At 66.8% G+C, this 18,999-nt stretch carries 17 protein-coding genes and 1 pseudogene; 7 read left to right on the forward strand and 11 right to left on the reverse strand.

All coding sequences use genetic code 11. The features are described from left to right. The first annotated feature begins 27 nt into the window (after positions 1-27). Positions 28-762: a signal peptidase I gene (gene lepB / locus ACFMRZ_RS29750; RefSeq protein ID WP_400181608.1), complete on the forward strand. Its 735-nt coding sequence runs from the start codon at positions 28-30 to the stop codon at positions 760-762. Here the strand turns inward: lepB and ACFMRZ_RS29755 are convergent, their stop codons facing one another. Then, the gene (locus ACFMRZ_RS29755) at positions 763-1,140 is read right to left on the reverse strand and encodes a PLD nuclease N-terminal domain-containing protein (protein WP_400181609.1); all 378 of its coding nucleotides are present in this window, start codon (positions 1,138-1,140) and stop codon (positions 763-765) included. Positions 1,141-1,210: 70 nt separating this feature from the next. Beyond that, entirely contained in the window at positions 1,211-1,726 is a 516-nt protein-coding gene (locus ACFMRZ_RS29760) for an MmpS family transport accessory protein (protein WP_400181610.1), read from the reverse strand. 302 nt (positions 1,727-2,028) lie between these two features. Between ACFMRZ_RS29760 and ACFMRZ_RS29765 the strand changes: the two genes are divergently transcribed. From ACFMRZ_RS29765 to ACFMRZ_RS29775, 3 genes and pseudogenes are all read left to right on the forward strand, one after another. Further along, complete coding sequence (locus ACFMRZ_RS29765; RefSeq protein WP_400181611.1) at positions 2,029-3,531, forward strand: NDP-hexose 2,3-dehydratase family protein; 1,503 nt, start codon at positions 2,029-2,031, stop codon at positions 3,529-3,531. 87 nt (positions 3,532-3,618) lie between these two features. Beyond that, positions 3,619-4,119: pseudogene (locus ACFMRZ_RS29770) on the forward strand (BTAD domain-containing putative transcriptional regulator); the annotation flags it as partial. A gap of 19 nt (positions 4,120-4,138) precedes the next feature. Continuing rightward, positions 4,139-4,348 carry a BTAD domain-containing putative transcriptional regulator gene (locus ACFMRZ_RS29775; protein ID WP_400181612.1) on the forward strand — a complete coding sequence of 70 codons (210 nt, stop codon included), beginning with the start codon at positions 4,139-4,141 and terminating at the stop codon, positions 4,346-4,348. A 14-nt stretch (positions 4,349-4,362) separates the two neighbouring features. Here ACFMRZ_RS29775 and ACFMRZ_RS29780 read toward each other — a convergent pair whose 3' ends face one another. Continuing rightward, positions 4,363-5,529, reverse strand: a complete 1,167-nt coding sequence (locus ACFMRZ_RS29780) for a nucleotide disphospho-sugar-binding domain-containing protein (protein WP_400181613.1) — start codon at positions 5,527-5,529, stop codon at positions 4,363-4,365. Positions 5,530-5,776: 247 nt separating this feature from the next. On the opposite strand from ACFMRZ_RS29780, the gene ACFMRZ_RS29785 reads away from it, so the two are divergent. Continuing rightward, positions 5,777-6,742: a Gfo/Idh/MocA family protein gene (locus ACFMRZ_RS29785; RefSeq protein WP_400181614.1), complete on the forward strand. Its 966-nt coding sequence runs from the start codon at positions 5,777-5,779 to the stop codon at positions 6,740-6,742. Positions 6,743-6,770: 28 nt separating this feature from the next. Continuing rightward, entirely contained in the window at positions 6,771-7,364 is a 594-nt protein-coding gene (locus tag ACFMRZ_RS29790) for a dTDP-4-dehydrorhamnose 3,5-epimerase family protein (RefSeq protein ID WP_400181615.1), read from the forward strand. 11 nt (positions 7,365-7,375) lie between these two features. On the opposite strand, the gene ACFMRZ_RS29795 is transcribed toward ACFMRZ_RS29790, so the two are convergent. From ACFMRZ_RS29795 to ACFMRZ_RS29805, 3 genes are all read right to left on the reverse strand, one after another. Further along, positions 7,376-8,173 (reverse strand): FkbM family methyltransferase, encoded by a 798-nt coding sequence (locus ACFMRZ_RS29795; RefSeq protein WP_400181616.1) that lies wholly within the window; start codon positions 8,171-8,173, stop codon positions 7,376-7,378. 38 nt (positions 8,174-8,211) lie between these two features. Further along, a complete protein-coding gene (locus ACFMRZ_RS29800) occupies positions 8,212-9,540 on the reverse strand; it encodes a cytochrome P450 (protein WP_400181617.1) in 1,329 nt (442 codons plus the stop codon). 93 nt (positions 9,541-9,633) lie between these two features. Further along, the gene (locus tag ACFMRZ_RS29805; protein WP_400181618.1) at positions 9,634-11,208 is read right to left on the reverse strand and encodes an MDR family MFS transporter; all 1,575 of its coding nucleotides are present in this window, start codon (positions 11,206-11,208) and stop codon (positions 9,634-9,636) included. Between the two features lie 248 nt (positions 11,209-11,456). On the opposite strand from ACFMRZ_RS29805, the gene ACFMRZ_RS29810 reads away from it, so the two are divergent. Then, positions 11,457-12,284, forward strand: coding sequence for a hypothetical protein (locus ACFMRZ_RS29810; RefSeq protein ID WP_400181619.1), 828 nt, complete (start codon positions 11,457-11,459; stop codon positions 12,282-12,284). Here the strand turns inward: ACFMRZ_RS29810 and ACFMRZ_RS29815 are convergent. The 5 genes from ACFMRZ_RS29815 to rfbA all read right to left on the reverse strand — a co-directional run bounded on the left by ACFMRZ_RS29815 (position 12,254) and on the right by rfbA (position 18,699). Then, positions 12,254-13,750: a DNA mismatch repair protein gene (locus ACFMRZ_RS29815; RefSeq protein WP_400181620.1), complete on the reverse strand. Its 1,497-nt coding sequence runs from the start codon at positions 13,748-13,750 to the stop codon at positions 12,254-12,256. The genes ACFMRZ_RS29810 and ACFMRZ_RS29815 overlap by 31 nt on opposite strands. Next, on the reverse strand, positions 13,747-15,261 hold the full coding sequence (locus ACFMRZ_RS29820) for a DNA mismatch repair protein MutS (RefSeq protein ID WP_400181621.1): 1,515 nt from the start codon (positions 15,259-15,261) through the stop codon (positions 13,747-13,749). The genes ACFMRZ_RS29815 and ACFMRZ_RS29820 overlap by 4 nt, the downstream gene beginning before the upstream one ends. A gap of 112 nt (positions 15,262-15,373) precedes the next feature. Continuing rightward, positions 15,374-16,597, reverse strand: coding sequence for a nucleotide disphospho-sugar-binding domain-containing protein (locus tag ACFMRZ_RS29825; protein WP_400181622.1), 1,224 nt, complete (start codon positions 16,595-16,597; stop codon positions 15,374-15,376). Then, a complete protein-coding gene (locus ACFMRZ_RS29830; protein ID WP_400181623.1) occupies positions 16,594-17,790 on the reverse strand; it encodes a class I SAM-dependent methyltransferase in 1,197 nt (398 codons plus the stop codon). The genes ACFMRZ_RS29825 and ACFMRZ_RS29830 overlap by 4 nt, the downstream gene beginning before the upstream one ends. 15 nt (positions 17,791-17,805) lie before the next feature. Then, on the reverse strand, positions 17,806-18,699 hold the full coding sequence (gene rfbA / locus ACFMRZ_RS29835) for a glucose-1-phosphate thymidylyltransferase RfbA (RefSeq protein WP_280361377.1): 894 nt from the start codon (positions 18,697-18,699) through the stop codon (positions 17,806-17,808). Positions 18,700-18,999 lie beyond the last annotated feature (300 nt).

Raw genomic sequence — 18,999 nt, forward strand, 5'->3', positions numbered from 1 at the left:
TTCGTCTGTGCGGCTACTCTGTTCGGCGTGGCAGACGAGGGAGGCGCCGAGCCGGTGGTGACGAAGAAGGCCGGGCGGCCGTTCTGGCAGGAGCTGCCGTTCCTCGTGGTGATCGCCGCGGTGATCGCGGCCGTCATCGTCCACCTCATCGGACGGCCCTACGTCATCCCGTCCGAGTCGATGGAAACGACGCTGCACGGCTGTGCGGGATGCACCAGGGATCGCATATTCGTCGAGAAGCTGAGCTACTACTTCCGCGATCCGCGGCCGGGTGACGTGGTCGTGTTCGTGGGCCCGACCGATTCCTGGAACAACAACCACGCCTCGCGCCGATCGAGCAATCCCGTCGTCCGGCCGGTGGAAGACTTCTTCTCGTTCTTCGGGCTGGTGCCGCCCGACGAGAACGATCTCGTCAAGCGCGTCGTTGCGGTGGGCGGGCAGACGGTGGAATGTTGTGACCCGCAAGGGCGAATCATCGTGGACGGCAAGGCCCTCGACGAGCCCTACGCCCGATACGACATCCCGTACCAGCCCGGCCTCGCCTACAAAGCGAGCTACGGCGCAGGCCGCGAATTCGGTCCCGTGCGAGTGCCCGAAGGCTATCTATGGGTCATGGGCGACAACCGAAACCATTCGGCGGATTCCCGCGCGCACACATCCGACGAGTTCGGTGGCACCGTCCCCGTCAGCGACGTTCGGGGCCGGGCCGTCTTCAAGATCTGGCCAGCCAGCCGACTCGGACCGGTAGAGAGCCGTTTCTGATCAAAGCTCGCCGGCTTCGCGGCGCCGGTCGATCTCCGCCTGCCTGGCCGCTTCCTGCCGCCGCGCTTCCTGGCGCTGCTGTTCCGCACGCTCGCGCAGCCCACGCAGGAACGCCTCGTCCGCCTCCGAATTCTGCGGAACATAACGTCCGGGCCGGTCATATTCGGGGAATCGGCTCGGCGCGGTGCTACGGCCCTCGGAGATCGGCCGCCCGATGAACAACCACAGCAGCGCGCCGACGGTCGGCAACAGGATCACCACCAACAGCCACCCGGCCTTCGGCAACTGCCGAATTCCGCTCTCCGGCGCAGTGATCACATCGATCAGGCAATACACCCACAACAGCAGAGTCACGACCCCCACAACGGCGTACGGCATCCCCCACTCCTTCGTCTACCGCGAGACGCTCATCCTACAGAGCTTCCGGCGCAGGGCAATTCGCGCGAACTCACTGCCCCGTGCAATTGACCGCCGCGTACTTGCCCGTGGCGGTCCGCTCGTCCGCCACCACCCCGTCCACGGTGATCCGGCACGTCACCGAGGTGCCGTTGGTCTGCGCGCTGAGCCCCGAGACGGTCACGGCCGAACTGTTCACCACGGTCTTCACCCACGGCGCGCGAACACCCGGTTCCTTCGCGAGATCGGACTGCTCGTCGAAGTAGGCGACCGTATTCAGCCCGGCATTCGAGATGACTTCGTAGGTAATGGTTTTGGGCTGCGGTGTGGTCGGCAACGGCGGAATAAGCACCGCCGGAGTGGGCGTGGGGCTCTCCGCGGAGGGAGTCGCCGCCGCAGCGTTCTCGGCGGATGACCGGATCGCCAGGTCCACGGCGGCGCTGATCACCGCAGCACACCCGCAGAGCGCGAGAATCGTGGCCCCGAACAGGATCCACGGCCACAGCAGGCGCTCCTTCGGACGCGGCGGAGACTCCGGCTGCGACGGAAATAGCGGCGGCATCGTCATGATCTGTCCTCATCTGAAACATCGATGCCTCGAAGCCTCTACTCCGATTCCCTCACCGCAATAGGGCATTTCGTCCCTGCTTTGCCCCCGTAGCTGGATGACGTGTCCCCCTCCCCGCCGACGATGCCGTGCTCCGTGTCCGGTTCGGCGCGCTGGTTGCCTCATGGCAAATGCCCGGGTACGACAGGCATTGTTGCCTCACTTGAGAATGCCCGCGTAACACGCGATACGCGCACGTCGAGCAGGGTAACAAGGGAGAAGCGGATGACATTTCATTGTCGTGCGGCGGCGGCTCGGCTCTAGTGTGGTTCGAGCATGAATGTAATACTCCGACCGACGGCGGCCCCGAGCGAGGAGGAAGCGGAATGTCCGAGATTGTTCGGGCCAGGCGACCGAGATCGAGTCGAGACATTGTGGATCGATCGTTGCTGGCCGCCTCGGCAATGGTCACCGAGACCGCCACGGCGCCCGCGGGCGACTTCGAGCGCTGGTGGGAGGAGATGCGCTCCGACACAGAGCTCGCGGTCGAGCGCGTGCCGTTCGCCGACCTGCGGAACTGGGAGTTCGATGCGGAGACCGGGAATCTGGGGCACGACAGCGGTCGCTTCTTCACTGTCCAAGGTCTGCAGGTCACCACCGAACAGCCGCCGGTGCCGCATTGGACGCAGCCGATCATCAATCAATCCGAGGTCGGCATACTCGGATTGGTCGTCCGGGATTTCGACGGCGTGCTGCATTGTCTGGTCCAGGCCAAGGTGGAGCCGGGCAATATCAACGTGGTGCAGGTGTCTCCCACGGTCCAGGCCACGCAGAGCAACTACACCCGGGTACACGGCGGACTGCCGGTGCCGTACCTCGAATACTTCACCGCCCCCGACAAGGCCCGGGTGCTGGTGGATGCACTGCAGTCCGAGCAAGGGTCGTGGTTCTATCGAAAGCGCAACCGCAACATGGTCGTCGAGGTCACGGAGACCGTACCGGTGCGGCACGGTTATCGCTGGATCACCCTCGGTCTGCTGCGCCGCATCGCTGCCGTGGACAACCTGATGAATATGGACTTGCGCACCGTCTTCGCGTGTATCCCGTTCGACCGGAGTGCGGAGGTCCTGGAGGGCAGGGTCGAGGATGATTTCCGGCTGGCGGTGGCCCGCTCCCTCTCGCCGCGCACCGGCGCATTACATACCAGGATCGAGGTGATGCGCTGGTTCAACGACATCAAGATCCGGAATTCGATTGCCGCCCAACTCCTCCCGTTGCGCGAGGTGCGCGGATGGCGGCGTACCGAGGGCGACATCGCGCACGAGAGCGGGAAATACTTCTCGGTGATCGCCGCGGCGGTGCGTTCGTCTCGCCGCGAGGTGCGTGAGTGGACGCAGCCGTTCCTCGCTCCCGTAGGTATCGGGGTGATCGCATTCCTGGTCTGCGGATTCGCCGGGGGGTTGCATGTCTTGGTGCATGCGCGGATCGAGCCGGGCTACCTCGACATCGTGGAGTTGGCGCCGACCGTCCAGTGCACGCCGGAGAATTACGCCGATTGGCCCGACCGGTACCGACCGCCGTTTCTGGATGCGGTTCTCGAGGCCGAGCCGGGACAGATCCGCTACGACGCGATTCAGTCCGAGGAGGGCGGCCGCTTCTTCCAGGCGCAGAACCGCTACCTCATCATCGAGGTGGATCAGGACCTGGACGTTCCTCCCGACTATCTGTGGATGACGGTCGGCCAGCTCACGGGCCTGCTCGAGCACGGCCACTACCTGAACGTGCAGGCGCGCAGCCTGATCGCGTGCTTGAATTCGGTGTGGTGAGCGGCGATGTTGCGTACCGCCGAACCGGTGGACCTGAAAATTTCCATCCTGGGGACCATGACATTCACAGCCGGTGATCGCGCCCCGATGTTGAGCGCTGCCAAGCCGCGGCAACTGCTGGCACTGCTGATCATGAATCCGAATCGGCCGGTCCCGATCGACAAACTGGCGGCCGAACTGTGGGGCGATACCCCGCCGAAAAGCGCGGTCACCACAATTCAGACCTATATCCTGACCCTCCGGAAGTTCTTCACGAACTCATTGGCCGTCGACGCCAAGGTGGTGACGAAAGAGGTTCTCGTCACCGAACCGGTGGGCTACACCCTGCAAATGCGCTCGCGGCAGCTCGATCTGCACGACTTCACCGATCTGGTGGCGCGCGGACGACTCGCGTCGACCGAGGGCCGGATCGCCGAGGCCGCGGAATTACTTCGCAACGCGCTGGATCTGTGGCGCGGATGTCCCTTCGCGGATGTTCCCATCGGGCAGGTGCTGCGTCCGAAGGTTCGCGGTCTCGAGGAGGCCAGAATGGTCGCCTTGGAAGATTGCATTGATGCCGACCTGCGGCTCGGCCGCCACCGCGAGGTGATCAGCGAGCTTCTCCGAGTTGACCGGCGAGCATCTGTTCAACGAGCGGCTGCACGGTCATCTCATGATCGCGCTCTATCGCAGTGGCAGACGGCTGGAGGCACTCGAGGTCTTCCAGCGATTGCGCGCCCGGATGATCGACGAGGTGGGGCTGGAACCGTCGAAAATGCTGTGGCACGTGCACCAGGCCGTGCTCGCCGACTCCGGGCTGGAGTATCTGTCGGACTGACGGACCGACCGCGCTTACACCAGCTGTTCCAGGGATCCGACCAACTCGGCCGGGCTCGGCGTCGCCAGCATCCCGGCCCTGATCGACTCGGCTCCCGCCCGATACGACGACTCCCGCAACACCAGGGCAAGCTCCCTGCGGAGCACTTCGACGGTGGCTTCCTCCTCGGCGGGCAACTCGGCGGCGAGGAGGTGGCGACCCCCGCCGCCGGCCGCCCACTGCGATCCGATCAGCGCGGGCTCCGGCCTGGTCGTGATGATCAATTGAGGCACGCCGTTGATACCCGCGGTGAGGGTGGTTCCCGCGCCGCCGTGGTGCACCACCGCGGCGCAGCCGGGCAGCAGATACTTCAGGGGCAGGTCGATCGCGCCGCGCACGCCTACCGGCAACTCGCCCAGTTCGACCCGCATCTGCTCGGTGGTGGCGAGCACGACCTCGACGTCCAGCGCGGCGGCCGCCCGCAGGACCCCGCGGACGAGATCCGTTGGCGCGGCGCCGAGTTTGGCCTCGGTGGCGCCCCACGTCACGCAGACCCGCGGCCGCGGACCCGGCTCGAACAACCAGTCCGGAACGGCGCCGGGTCCGTTGTAGGGCACGTACCGCACCGGCAGACACCGTCCGTCCAGCGGCAGGCGGATCGCGGGCGGACACGGGTCGATCCAGGCCGTCGGCGTATTCCGGATCGGCGCGGCGCGCGTGGCGTAGAGGTCGACGTACTCCGGCAGCGGCTCGGAGCGGAAGTCACGCATCTCGGCGCGCTGTGGACCGGGCGCGCCCCACAGGGAACTGACATTCGGCACGTCCAGCACCGACGCGGTGACCGCCCCGGCGAACGACAATGCGTCGTGCAATATCAGGTCCGGTCGCCAGCTCCGCGCGACCTCGATGAGGTCGTCGACCATCGCCTCGGCCATCCCGATGTGAATGCGTCCCACCGCCGCGACCAATTCGCGCTGTGTCTCGTCCAGCAACTCCGGGTGCATCGGCCACCTGTCCGGCCACCGCCGATGGGCTCGGCGCGCCGTGCGTCTGCGAGCGGCGGGACCGGGAGTCATCTCGACATCCTTGCCGACCGCGACCGCAGGCATTCCCGACCGCAGGATCACGTCGGTCAGGCTCGGCGTGCTCGCCACCAAGACCTCGTGTCCAGCGGCCTGGCATGCCCATTCCAGCGGCACCATCGGAAAATGGTGTGACGGCCACGAAAATGTCGTGCACAGGATTCGCATGCCGGTATCCGTTTCTCTCCACGCGCGGGAATCGACCTCATGGTGCCACGCGCTACTCGAAACATCCTGGAGCCGTGCTGGATTCGACCGCCGCTTCAGCGTGGCTCCAGTGCCGCTCGATCGCCACGATGGACAGTGGAAGAGGTCGATCCGGTCCGTTTCCGGCCCGGAGTGTTCCCCCTCGGAGACAGCGGCAGACATGACAATTCGCCTGGGTGTTATCGGCTGTGCCGACGTGGCTCGCCGAAAGACCCTGCCCGCACTCGAACAGGTGCCCGAGCTGAACCTCGTGGCCCTCGCCAGCCGCGATCTCGACAAGGCCGAGACCTTCTCGGCTCGGTTCGGCGGCGAACCCGTGGCGGGCTACGACGCGCTGCTGGCTCGCACCGACATCGACGCCGTCTATATCCCGCTGCCACCGTCCCTGCACGCTCACTGGGCGCACCGCGCTCTGCACGCGGGATTGCATGTCTTGATGGAAAAGCCGTTGGCCACGACGAAAGCCGAAGCGTGGGCGGCGGCATCGGCCGCCTGCGAGCGCGACCTGGTCCTGGTCGAGAACTTCACCTTTCTGCACCACGGCATGCACGCCGCGGTGACACAGCTGGTCACCGACGGCGTCATCGGCGAGTTGCGCGCCCTCACCGCCGATTTCGCCTTTCCCCCGTTGCCGGACAGCGATATTCGCTACCGGCCCGAGTTGCACGGCGGGGCGCTGTACGACGCCGGCGTCTACCCGATCCGCGCCGCGCAATTGTTCCTCGGCCCGGAGCTGGAACTCGTGGGCGCCACACTGCGGATGTCGTCGAAGCACAACGTCGATATCGCGGGCAGTGCACTGCTGGCTTCGCCGACCGGCGTCACCGCGCAACTGACCTTCGGTTTCGCGCACGACTACCGCTGCGCGTACACACTGTGGGGCGAGCAGGGGCGGATCAGCGTGCATCGAGCGTTCACCCCGCCGGACGACCTCGCACCGATCGTCCGGATCGGCCGCCAGGGCGTGATCGAGGAACGAAGACTGAGCCCGGATACCCAATTCCGCAACAGCCTGGTGGCATTCGCCCGGTCCGTCGGAACGGGGCGAGGCACCGACGTGGCGGCCATCGTCCGGCAGGCGGAGCTGGTCGAGGCCATCGCCACCACCGCGCGGCGTATCCGTTGAGCACCGATCACGACGAAGGAGCGATCGAATGAATATCGAGGAACTGAATGTTCCGGATTCCTACCGGATCACGCCTGAGAAGCATCATGACGAGCGCGGGTACTTCTACGAGGCAATGCGCAGCGGCCGGCTCAGCGACGCGGTGGGGCACCGGTTCGAGGTTGCGCAGATGAACTTCTCCGTCTCACGCCGTAACACCCTGCGGGGGCTGCACAGCGTACAGATCCCGCCCGGCCAGGCGAAGTTCGTGATGTGTCTGCGCGGCAGCGCGCTGGACATCGTCGTGGACCTGCGCGTCGACTCGCCCACGTTCGGGTCCCACAGCGTGAATATTCTCGACGCGGCGGGCGGGATCGCCATGTACATCGCTGCCGGGCTGGGCCACGCGTTCCTCGCGCTCACCGACGACACCTGCGTGGGCTATCTGTGCTCGACGACCTACGTGCCGGAGGCGGCTTACACGATCCATCCGCTGGACGCGGAACTGAATCTGCCCTGGGGACTGAGCGAACCGCCGATCATGGCGACGGAAATGGCGCACGCGATGAGCCTGGGCCAGGCCATCGAACGTGGTGTGCTGCCGACCTATGGCGAGTGCAAGGAGTACTACGCGAACAGCTAGCGCGGACACCGTCAGCGGCTCGCGCTCACCATGTAGATGTTGGTTCCGGCCATACTCGGATCCTGGCCGGCGTCCACCTGGTAGCCGCGGCCGCTGAGCCGCTCCGTGACGCGATCCACCCGGTGGTCCAGATCATGCACCTCGACGACCACCCGGTCGATGCGCGGCCACGTGGCGTCGCCGATTCCGTTCATCACCTCCAGTTCCGCGCGTTCCACATCGATCTTGACCAGCGCCACCTGCTCGATATCGAACCGCGCCACGAGTTCGTCCACCGTGGTCACCGGCACGACGGCGTGGCTGGTGTCCTGGAACTTCGCGACGATGGCGCTCTCCCGCTGCGCGCGGGCGGACTCGGACAGGCCCGCGTTGCGCAGATAGGTCCGACTGACCTCGACAGTGTCCGCGAGATCCGGATACAGCGTCGAGTTGGCGGGGGACCGGCGGTAGTACGTCAATTCCGCTGTCCCGCAGGCAGATCCGACGGCGGTGTGCACCGCAACGCAACCGGGTGCGTGCCGCTCCAGGTTGGCGAGGAGGGCCGCGTGGCTGACCGGCGCGGGTTCGGCCGCGATCACCCGGAGGCCGGGGGCCGCGGCGACGAAGCAGAGTGTGGTGAGGCCGATATTGGCGCCGATGTCGAGCACGACATCGCCCGCGGTCAGGCCGGCGGCCGCTGCTCGGTAGAAAGGATCCTGAGATACCGACCGCCACAGCAGCTTCGCGTACAGCGGATCGGGCGTGAGGATCTGTCTGCCGTCGGGCAGGTCCTGTTCCGTCAGCACAGTGCGGAATTCGGAGTGCGACATCGTCATATCCCTTCGGCGGGCGTCGTAGGTGGGTCAAGTCAGGGAGACCGCCGCGGGACCGGTCGCGCCGGCAGTTCCCGCACGCCGCGGAATGCCGAGTCGCGCCAGCGGATCTCGTCCGGATCGACCGTGAGACGCAGGTCCGGGTATCGACGCAGGATCCGCTCGAATGCGGTCACGGCCACCAGGCGGGCCAGCGGCGCGCCGACGCAGCGGTGCACGCCGTAGCCGAAACCCAAGTGCCCCACCGGCTTCAGCCTGCTCGCCACCGTCTGCGGCGCGTCGAAACGCCCGGGGTCCCGATTGGCCGCCGTGAGCGACACCCACACCAACTCACCCGCCGACACCTCGACACCGTCCAGGCTCACCGGTTCGAGAGTGACTCGCGCGGTGGTGAAATGGGAGGGACCGTCCCAGCGCAGGAATTCCTCGACCGCGGCCGGGATCTGCTCCGGAGCGGTGCGCAGCGCATCGAACAGCGAGCGGTCGCGCAACAACGCGAACAGACCGGTGCCGATGAGGTTGGCGGTCGTCTCATGGCCGCCCATCTGCAGCAGGAACAAGGTCGCGACCAGCTCGTGCTCGTCCAGTCCGCCTTCGCCCTGCGCGACGATGAGCGCCGACAGCAGGTCCACACCGAGATCCGTGCGCCTGGCGGCGACGAGCTCGCCGAGGAACCGCACCAGGCTGGCGCCCGCGGCGGCGACCTGTTCGGGTGTCACCGTCCGTACGGCCTTGCGCGACTCCAGTCCGGGCATCGCGTCGAGCAGTAATCGCCGGTAGCGATCTCGATCGCGCGGCGGCACCCCCAGCAGGTCGCAGATCGCGGCCAGCGGAATCGGGCGGGCGTAGTCGGCAATGAGGTCGACCACCGGTCGGTCCGCCATCCCGTCGAGCAATTCGTCGGCGTGGGCGATGATTCCGGGGCGCAGCGCCTCGACCGTGCCGGCGCTGAACGCCCCGGTCACGAGCTTGCGCAGCCGAGTATGCTCGGGCGGATCGGAATTGAGCATGTGCCGAACCGGTGCGGGCGTCCGGGTGTCGCCGGGCTTCGACAGATGACCCATGATCGCCGCGAACCCGTCGGCCCGGCGTCGGAGATCCGCCGGCGCCCGGTCCAGGTCCTTGCCGATCCGGCGGTCGGTGAGCACCTTGCGGGCCAGGTCGTACCCGGTGACGAGCCAGCCGGTCTGGCCGTTGGGCAGCCGCACATGATGCACGGGCGCGCGCAGCTGTAGCTGCTCGTACACGCGGTGCGGATCGGCCAGGAAATCCGGCCCGAGTTCGACCAGGTCGCCCTTCTCGGTGACGGCACCGCGGGGCACCTTTCCACCCCCAGCGCCGCCGACATTCCCGGCAATCCGCATTCATTGACGGTACCTCATTGTTCGAGTTCCATCAATGCTTGCAGCACAACGTCTTTCGCGAGGTCGGACGGTGTCCTGTGCATTCTTCCGAGGTCATTTCGATCGCGTCGCGGCCGGATCGGAGGCCTCCGCCTTCCGCCGCGGCCGGGTGGTCAACCGGATATCTCGAAGCAGGCACGATGCGACGAATCCGAGTAGGGCACAACCCATCCCGGCCCAGAAGACGCCTTGTACGCCCGCCGTGACACTGTCGTGCACTACATCCTGCACCTGTGCGGGGAGGGCGTGGACCCGTTCGGGCGTCAGGTTGTTGCCGTCCGCGGGTACCCCCGGGCCGAGGCCGCCGTGCTCATCGGCGGTAGCGGTGAATCGCGACGCGTAGACCGTGCCGAGCACCGCCGCACCGACCGACATACCCATCGTGCGCAGAAAGGTGCTCATCCCCATCGCAGCACCCATGTCCCGCAGGCCGACGCTGTTCTGTGCGATCAAGGTCGGGACCTGGAGGGTGAATCCGATTCCGATGCCCAGCACGATCATTCGCGCGATCAACGCCGTCTGACCGGTCTGCACGTTGATCAGGGCAAGCAGCAGCATGCCGAGGGCCGAACAGGCCATGCCGACGATCGGATAGAGCCGTATCCTGCCGTTGCGTGCGATGATCTGGCCCAGCAGGGCGCTGACGATCACGGCGGGAGCCATGATGGGCAGGGCGAGCAGGCCGCTGCTGGTCGCGGAGAGTCCCTGCACGAGTTGCTGATACGGCGCCATGAAGGCGGCCGCCGCGATCATGACGAGGCCGGAGATGAAAGCGAGCACGCTGGCCAGTGCGAAATCCCGGCCGGTCAGCACGTGCAGCGGCGTGATCGGTTCGACGGCCGTGCGTTCGACCCGGACGTACACCGCGAGCACGACGACGAACACCGCTGCCAGGGTGAGGATCTGCCAGGAATCCCAGGCGTAGCGCGCATGCGCCCAGCTGCCGATCAACACCAGCGCGGTGGTCCAGACGGTCAGCAGGATGGCGCCGCGCCAGTCGATCACCAGCTTCGGCCGCTCCCGCGGCGGCAGGTGCACGGTCCGCCAGACGGTCAGCAGCACGATGGCTCCGAGCGGCAGATTGACGAGGAACACCCAGCGCCACGAGGCATTGTCGGTAATCCAACCACCCACCAGCGGGCCGCCGAGCAACGAGATCGGCATGATGGCCATGAGCAGCCCCTGGTATCTGGCGCGCTCGGCGGGCAGCACGAACTCACCCAGGATCGCCATCGCGCCCGCGACCAGCCCGCCGGCGCCGATGCCCTGAACGCCGCGAAACAGCGCCAGCTGCCCCATGTCCTGCGCCGCGCCGCTCAGCGCGGAGCCGAGCAGGAACAACACGATCGAGGCCTGAAAGGTGGCCTTGCGGCCGAGGAGATCGCCGGCCTTGCCGAGGATCAGTGTCGAGATTCCGGAGGTGAGCGTATATCCGGTCACCACCCACAGAAGTTGTTGCGCTCCACCGAGTTCGCCCACCATGGTGGGCAGTGCCGTGCCCACGATGGTGTTGTCCAGCATCGCCAGCAGCAGGGCGATCAGCAGGCTGCCCAGAACCGGCAGAATCTCGCGGGCGGTTCGTGCGGCGGGTACGTCGTCGACCTGGGGTGTCGGCCGGGTCACTTCCATCTTTCCCTCGTCAATCAGGTTGTCGCACAGGAGCTGTCGCGCAATCCTGCCCACGCATTGCGGGCGCGACATTCCCATCCCTACGGGCGCTGGAATAGATCAGAGTACCGGGCGCCGAGCATCTTTGTGTGACAACAGATATCACGTGTTGCCGACCGCGGTGCGCCGCGCTACAAATGACAGTACGCCAACATTGATGGATCACATCAGGTGAAAGCCGGTTCAGGCGGAGGGGACGGTGCCGGACGATGGGTCGACGACAAATGGTCACCAACGCGATGGCGCTGCGGTATCGGGCCGCGGGAAAGGACCGAAAGAATGCGATCCTGACCGAACTGTGCCTGCGCACCGGCTGGCACCGCGATCACGCACGCAAGCAGCTGCGCGCCGCGCTGGATCCGAAAGCCGTTACCCAGCAGCGGCGGCGGCCTCGGCCACCGAGCTACTCCGCGGAGGTATTCGAGGCGTTGCGCACGGTATGGCTGGCGCTCGGCACACCGTCCGGTAAGCGGTTGGCGCCGTTCCTGCCCGAGGCGGTGGCGCGCTTACGCGCCTGCGGGGAGCTGGACATCGATGACCGGACGGCGGCGAAACTGTCGGCGTTGTCGGCCGCGACCATCGACCGCAGGCTCGCCGACGACCGGAAACGGTTACGGCCCGACGCGGCGTCGCTGTCACCGGCACGGCTCCCTCGTCCCACCGATGAGCGAGAGCAGCTGTTGCTCAACGAGATTCACGCGAAGCTGCGGTTGCATCAAAACTTCTTCTCGCCGCGTCAACAGCTCGTGGCCAAGCATCGGGCCGGGACCAAGGTGGTCCGGCGATACGACACCGCGCGCACGCCGTATCAGCGGCTCCTCGACAATCCGAACGTCCCCCAGCACGCCAAGGCCGCGCTCACTCGGCGGTACCACGAGCTCAACCCCGCTCAGCTGCGCCGCGATATTCTCGCCCTGGCCGGCCAGCTGACCGATCCGGAGCGGCGCCGGCTACGTCCGCCGATGCTGCTGTGGGCGGACACCGTCGAAACACAGTGCCCGCGAGATCAACTCTCGCCGGTCGCCCCCGGCCGGTAGCCGACGATGCGAGCGAAGATGTCCTGGCCGTGGCTGGTCGCCTCCGGAGCACCCACGGTCAGCCGGTAGGTACGGCGGCCGTCGGGCGTGCGCTCGGCGCGCAGGAAAAGGTCCGAACGGTGCCCGGCATCGTAGCGCCGGTGCACGAAATCATAGAGGTGCGTGACGATCAGGACCTTCACCCCCGAATCCAGGAGCGCCGTGACGATCGGGTCGGCGATAACCGCGGCCTCCTGATCGTTCGTGGACGCGAACGGCTCGTTGAACAGCACCATCGCGCGGGGCCGGAGCTCGTCGGTGATCTCCCTGATTCGAGCGAGCTCCTCGTCGAGCCGCCCGTGTGTCATGCTCGAGTCCTCGCGCTGCACGAAATGCGTCCACACACCTTCGCGCACGTCGGCGGTGAACGACCCGGCCGTGACGAACATGCCGGCTTGCATCATGACTTGGGCCACGCCGACGCTGCGCAGGAACGTCGACTTGCCGCCGCTGTTCGCTCCGGTCACCACCAGCAGCGTTCGCCCGGCGGCATCGACGCTGTTGCCCACCACGGTATTCGATGACAGGCACAGCGACGTGTCACGCAGTTCCTCCGCACGTAGCGCAGGGTCGCTCCCGACCGCCGGCTCCGGAAAGCAGATCGGAACACCGCCCCGCCGCAGCCGATCGTGCAAATTCAGGCAGCCGAGATAGAATGCCAGCTCCGCGCGGAGCGACCGGAAGAACTCCTGAACATTGTCGGTCGCGCGGGACACCACCTCGGCGACCGCATCCAGCGGTGGCTCGATGACCGCCATCAACGGATCGTGCGGCAGCTCGAAATTGCTGGTCGCCTCGAATGCGGTACCGCCGCGGCGCGGACCGAACAATGTGCGTTTGACCTCTTTCGGCGGCTCGTGCAGCATGACCCGGTACGGCTTGTTACCTGCGCCGAGAGTCGCACTGAACATGATCCCGTAGTCGGCGAAGTCCAGCGACTCCAGGTGCTCGGAGAGGGTCACGAGATAGTCCTCGTCGAGCAGGTCCGTCAGCACGGAGCACAGCCGGATCAATCCGTCGGAAGTGCATGCGCCCGCGTACTTTTCGCATGTTTGCCGGAGTCTACGCAGATGGACGGCCAGTTCTTCGAGCGGTTGCCGGGCCAAGCCGAGCTTCACCCGGGGTGTACCGCCGCGCCCGGAACCCCAGCGTCGCACCGCAACCGCCTCGGTGGCGATGGTGAAGAAGTCGTGCAGCATTTCGGGAGTCGCGAGGAAGTCGCCCAGGACGGATTGCCGGTAACGGATCACGTCCACGTCGGTGAGGCTCGCGGGCACAACGGCTTTCACCACCTGCGCAACGAACTTGTCGCCGAGAGCCATGGCTGCGTACAGCTCGTCCAGGCCGAGATCGACGGGCATCGCCGCCCCGTGCCGGGCGAGGCGTCCGGCACCGTTCGGTGGTTGCAGCAGGCCGACGGTGATCATCGCACCCGCTCCCGAATCGCGTTGTAGGTCAGCCCGTGTCGCTGCGCGACCGCCGCCGCGTAGGTGAGCCCGTCGGGCGGGCGCCGCTCGATCCGGAACGTGCGGATCGGATCGTCACCCGATTCGATGCCTGCGACCATACTCACCACCTCCGGCCCCCATTCGGCGAGCTCTCCGACGAATGTCACGAATACGGCCACCGCACCGGAGGAAACGATGCGCCGCACCACCTCCCCGCCGAGCAGGGCCGCGTCGGCGGCCGTCGTGGTACTCAGGCTTTCGTTCAATACCACGATACTGTGCGGCGTGAGCCGGTTCAGGATCTCGTTCAGGCGAAACAGTTCCTGCGCGAGGGCGCCGTCCGGATCGTTGACATCGTCCTCGCGCACGAAATGCGTGAACAGTCCGTCCGACAGCATGACCCGCGCCCGGGTGCCCGGCACCGGGCAGCCCAGAGCCGCGAGATACATCAGCTGACCGAACATCCGGCCGAAGGTGCTCTTGCCGCCCTGATTCGGACCGGTCACCACGAGCACCCGCTCCGCCCCGTCGAGCCGGAAGTCGTTGGTCACCACCGCGCTGTCCCCGCCGGCCAGTGTGTTGGCGAGCGCCAGGTCGTAGCCGCCCTCGACGAACATGCCGGTGAAATCCGCCGTCACCTCCGGATTGCAGAACCGTGTGCCGTGCCGCTCCAGCCGCTGGACGAACCGCAGATAGTCGAGGTAGAAACGCAATTCGACGTCGAATCGCGCCACCGTCGAGTCGATTACCCCGCGGTACTGCCGGGCGTGCTCAGCCAGCCGCCGGAACTCGCGGGGGTGACGGTCGGCAACGGTGGCGAGGATCTGTTCCTCCACCTCGTTCATGTCCGGCCACGGGTCGATGACGCGCGGGCCGCGGGGATCGTTCACCGGACGGAGTCTGGCGAGCGCGTCCGCGATCACCTCGCTGTAATCGGACTGGCCCGCGTAGGACCCGACGACGACCTGACGGCCCTGGACATGAATGGTGTAGCGGAGGGACTCCAGCGCGGTCCGCACGCTCGCGCCGTCGTCCGCGAACCCGCGGAACTCCGCGCCGTTCAGGTGGTCGTCGAGCCAGGCGCGCCAGTCCAGCAGCCCGGCAGCGCGCAGGGGCAGCTCGTGCAGCGCGTTGCGCAACTCCTCGAGCGTCCGGACGTACACCGCCTCGCCGTCGAGTTGCCAGCGGTCTCGCTGGTAGGAGTTCTTCATCTGCTCGGCGCGCTCGAGATGCTTTCGGACCGAACGCATTCCGGCGACGAAGGCATCGAACACCGCGCGGACCGCGTCGTCTCGGAGATCGTCGAACACCTCGTGGCGATACCGCACGACGGACACGTCGGACAGTGGGCGCCCATGCACCGCCGCGTGCAATTCGCCACCGGCGGCAGCGAAGATCTGATCGAGATTCAAGTCGGTGAGAGCCTCGGGCGCGATGGCGACCGTGCCGGTTTCGCCGGCGTTCCCCCAGACGATGCTGCCGAATCGCATCAAGCCCCGTTCCTTCCCCTCGCTCGACGCGAAGGTAGCACGGGACCGTGCCTCCGACCAGCATTCAGGACGCATTCATCAATGTCGGCGGAACAGTCGCGCAAGACCGAGATCACGCTCGAATCACCTGCGCGAGCGACCGCACGACCTCGGCGGGGCTGGGCTGTGCCATTATCTCTCGCCTGAGTTCGGCCGCCGCGTTCCTGATGGCGTCGTCGCCCAGCGCCGCGCCGACCGATTCCCGCACCAGGCCGGGTTGCAGGTGCTTCGCATCCAGCCCGATCCCGGCGCCCGACTTCGTCAGCAGCTCGGCCACCAGCCCCTGATCGATGATCTGTGGCACCAGGATCTGTGGCACACCGTGCGCCGCCGCGGTGAGCATGGTCTGCGCGCCGCCCTGATGGAGAATCGCGGCACAGGTCGGGAGCAGGATATCGAGCGGCAGGTCCACCACCACCCGGCTGTTCGGTGGCAGGTCGCCCAGCTGATCTCGATCGTGCGGGCGGACCGCGACGACGACCTCGACATCCAGGCCGCGCAGCGCCTCGAGCAGTTCGGGGAGCAGCGACCCGGCGCCGCCGCTCAAGGCCTGCATGCTGGTCCCCCAGGTGAGGCAGATCCGTTGGCGCGCAGGTGGTTCCGACAACCAGCGCGGCATTGTGCCCGCCCCGTTGTAGGGCACGAAGCGGACCGGCGACCGGCGGGGGACTCCCGGCACCTGAATCAGCTCCGGACACGGGTCCACCGTGCGGAGGGCCGCGCCCGCTCCGATGTCGACTCCGTAGCGGTCGTAGAGCCGCCGCAGACCCTCCGGCCAGCCGACCGCGGCGTCACCACCGAGGCCCGGGAAACGCATCACGCGCAGGAAATCCGGGCCGAGCAGGTGGTGGACGAGTGGGGCGCCGACGACACTCGCAGCCACCGGTGCGGCGTACATCAGGGGATCGCCGATGACGAGTTCGGGCCGCCAGGCGCGCGCGAACTCGACGAGGTCCGGCGTCGCGTCCTCGGCGATCCGGACGTGCGGAATCATCATGAAGGCCAGGATGGGCGCCAGCTTGTCGTCGGGCAGCTTCCACAGATCGCCGACATCGCCGCTCAGCTCACTGCGCGCCCGCTGCAATTCCGGCGAGCGCCGAAGCTCCGTCATTCCGGCGGAAAGGTCGGAGCGGCCGCCGATCGGCACCGCGATCATTCCCGAGCCGGTCACGGCTGCGGTAATGCTGGGATGCGCCGCGACCCGGACCTCGTGCCCCGCCGCGCGCGCGGCCCAGGCTAGCGAGGTCATCGCGTAATAGTGGGTGGCCCATTCGAACGGCACGAACAGAATCTTCATCGGGCCCCCCGATCGACGACATCCTCGCCTTCGGGGCTACCGACGATGGCGTCGAACGAATGCGGAATCCACGGCGGGATACCGCCTTCGGCGTTGATTCCCTTCTCGATCACCGCGAGATTGTGATACACGTGCACACCCACCACCTGATTGGCGGGCGAGGCGCCGGGATCGCCGGGCTGCTCCTCGTAGTGGAGTTTGTCGAGGAGATTCTTCAGCATTCCGATGGCTGTCGTCGGCGGCGAGACCGGTTCCGCGACCCCGCCGAACCCCGGACAATAGGTGGTCCACAGGTCCTCGATGACATACAGACCACCGGGCCGGACATGGTCGAACAATGTGTCGAACGAGGTCAGGATGTGCTCGTTGATGTGGCTGCCGTCGTCGATAACGATGTCGAAGGGCCCGTGTTCGTCCGCCAGCGTGGTCAGAAAGGCCGGATCGTTCTGGTCGCCGCGCACGGTGCGGATACGTGGCTGTTCCACGCCGCGCTTGGCGAAGACATCGACACCGGTAACGATGGCGCGCGGAAAATACGCCTTCCACATCCGCAGCGACTCGCCGCCGGCATCGGGGTCACGATAACCACCGATGCCGATCTCGAGAATCCGGATCGGATCGGCGCGGCGGCTCCGTAGATGCATCTCGTAATGCGGCGCGAACCAGTGCACCGTGCCCCACTTGTCGGAGCCGAATCGGACCGCCAGCTCGCCGAGGTCGGGGCAGCGGGCGGAGCGGCCGCTGAGCACCGCGTCGATCGCGCGCCCGATCGAGGGCCATGCCTGATCGAGTACCGGCAGATAGACGGCGCGCACCGCGGGCTCGGCCAAGCGCAATTCGGTGCGGTGGGTGCCCGCGGCCCGCTCCCGCGGTGGCCCGTACAGGTCGGCGACGAGGTCGGCGAGCTCGAACTCCAGACGCGCGATCGCGGTCTCCTCCCGCCCCGCGGTCACGCAGATGGGTTGCCCCGATTGCACGGCGAGGGAATGACCGAATGTTTCCCCGCCGTGGCGCAGTTCCAGATCGATCACCATGCGGTACTCGTTGGTGGGCGGACGACAGCGGAACACCAACTCGTCGACTATCAGCGCGCCGACCGCCTGCGCGCCGATGTCCTCGATGGCGGCGACGAGGTCTGCCGGTCGGCAGCCTGCCGCCAGGATGAGGCGTTCGGCCTGATCGGTGGGTCCCATCCCACTCTCCTCCAGTCACATCGGTCGCGTCGACCTGGTGGCTTCCAGATGTATTCGCTCCAGGTACTTTCCGTACTCCGAGGCCGATCCGACGGCCGCTATCGCCGCCGCCAGACCGTCCCGGTCCAACATGCCCATTCGATACGCGACCTCCTCGACGCAGGCGATTCGCACACCCTGCCGGTTCTGGATGACCTGCACGTAGTTCCCGGCATCCAGCAGGCTGGTGTGGGTGCCGGCGTCTAGCCAGGTGGTGCCCCGGCCCAGGTTCACCAATTCGACTCGGCCCTCCCGGATGAAGCGGCGGTTCAAGTCGGTGATCTCGAGTTCCCCGCGTGCCGACGGCCGCAACTGCGCGGCGTAGTCGAGCGCCTCGTTGTCGTAGAGGTAGAGGCCGGTGATGGCCAGCGACGAGGGCGGTCGATCGGATTTCTCCACGATGTCGATCAGGCGATCGTCCCGGTCGAAGACCGCGACACCGTACCGTTCCGGGTCGGCCACCGAGTAGCCGAACAGGGTGGCACCGTTCAGTTTCTCGATGCTCTCCTGCAGAATTCGGGCGAGGTTGTGCCCGTGAAAGATGTTGTCGCCCAAGATCAAGGCCACCGGGCCGTCGCCGACGAATCCGCGCCCGATGAGCAATGCCTCGGCGAGCCCGTTCGGTTCGGCCTGCACGGCATAGTGCACCGCTATGCCGAGACGGCGCCCGTCGCCGAGCAACGTCTGGAAGTGGCCCACATCGCGAGGGGTGCTGATCAGCAGAATCTCGCGGATGCCCGCCAGCAGGAGCACCGACAAGGGGTAGTAGATCATGGGTTTGTCGAAGACGGGCAGCAGCTGTTTCGACATGACCTGAGTCAATGGCGTGAGCCGAGTGCCGTGCCCTCCGGCCAGGATTATGCCCCGCACACGATCCCACCTCCGGTATGCATCGGCTCCCGCACCCAAAACCGCTGCCGCGCAAAGAGTGTCGGCTCCGGCGTGAGCAACACAATGAATGACAGTACGCGAACGCAGCGACCCCGGCAAGCATTCACACTGCATTCTTTTGCATTGTCGGACCGTTCGCCGGCGGCGGCCGAGCGCCTCGCGGAACGACGACATAGCCGTCGGTATCCGCCTCCGGGGCCGGATCCGGCCCGGCGTGCTCGGAGGCCGGCCCAGCGCGCCGAGCCCCGCACGTTCGGCCGGACCACTCGCGTGCTCGGC

Origin of the sequence: Nocardia sp. N2S4-5, from assembly GCF_044628355.1 — a bacterium.
In the GTDB taxonomy this organism is placed as follows: Bacteria; Actinomycetota; Actinomycetes; order Mycobacteriales; family Mycobacteriaceae; genus Nocardia; species Nocardia wallacei_B.

Excerpts from the sequence above, each read along its gene's own strand:
- ACFMRZ_RS29755 (WP_400181609.1), bottom strand. The coding sequence starts at position 1,140 with ATGCCGTACGCCGTTGTGGGGGTCGTGACTCTGCTGTTGTGGGTGTAT.
- ACFMRZ_RS29760 (WP_400181610.1), bottom strand. The coding sequence starts at position 1,726 with ATGACGATGCCGCCGCTATTTCCGTCGCAGCCGGAGTCTCCGCCGCGT.
- ACFMRZ_RS29780 (WP_400181613.1), bottom strand. The coding sequence starts at position 5,529 with ATGGTGCCGCTGGAATGGGCATGCCAGGCCGCTGGACACGAGGTCTTG.
- ACFMRZ_RS29785 (WP_400181614.1), top strand. The coding sequence starts at position 5,777 with ATGACAATTCGCCTGGGTGTTATCGGCTGTGCCGACGTGGCTCGCCGA.
- ACFMRZ_RS29790 (WP_400181615.1), top strand. The coding sequence starts at position 6,771 with ATGAATATCGAGGAACTGAATGTTCCGGATTCCTACCGGATCACGCCT.
- ACFMRZ_RS29795 (WP_400181616.1), bottom strand. The coding sequence starts at position 8,173 with ATGTCGCACTCCGAATTCCGCACTGTGCTGACGGAACAGGACCTGCCC.
- ACFMRZ_RS29800 (WP_400181617.1), bottom strand. The coding sequence starts at position 9,540 with ATGCGGATTGCCGGGAATGTCGGCGGCGCTGGGGGTGGAAAGGTGCCC.
- ACFMRZ_RS29805 (WP_400181618.1), bottom strand. The coding sequence starts at position 11,208 with ATGGAAGTGACCCGGCCGACACCCCAGGTCGACGACGTACCCGCCGCA.
- ACFMRZ_RS29810 (WP_400181619.1), top strand. The coding sequence starts at position 11,457 with ATGGGTCGACGACAAATGGTCACCAACGCGATGGCGCTGCGGTATCGG.
- ACFMRZ_RS29815 (WP_400181620.1), bottom strand. The coding sequence starts at position 13,750 with ATGATCACCGTCGGCCTGCTGCAACCACCGAACGGTGCCGGACGCCTC.
- ACFMRZ_RS29820 (WP_400181621.1), bottom strand. The coding sequence starts at position 15,261 with ATGCGATTCGGCAGCATCGTCTGGGGGAACGCCGGCGAAACCGGCACG.
- ACFMRZ_RS29825 (WP_400181622.1), bottom strand. The coding sequence starts at position 16,597 with ATGAAGATTCTGTTCGTGCCGTTCGAATGGGCCACCCACTATTACGCG.
- ACFMRZ_RS29830 (WP_400181623.1), bottom strand. The coding sequence starts at position 17,790 with ATGGGACCCACCGATCAGGCCGAACGCCTCATCCTGGCGGCAGGCTGC.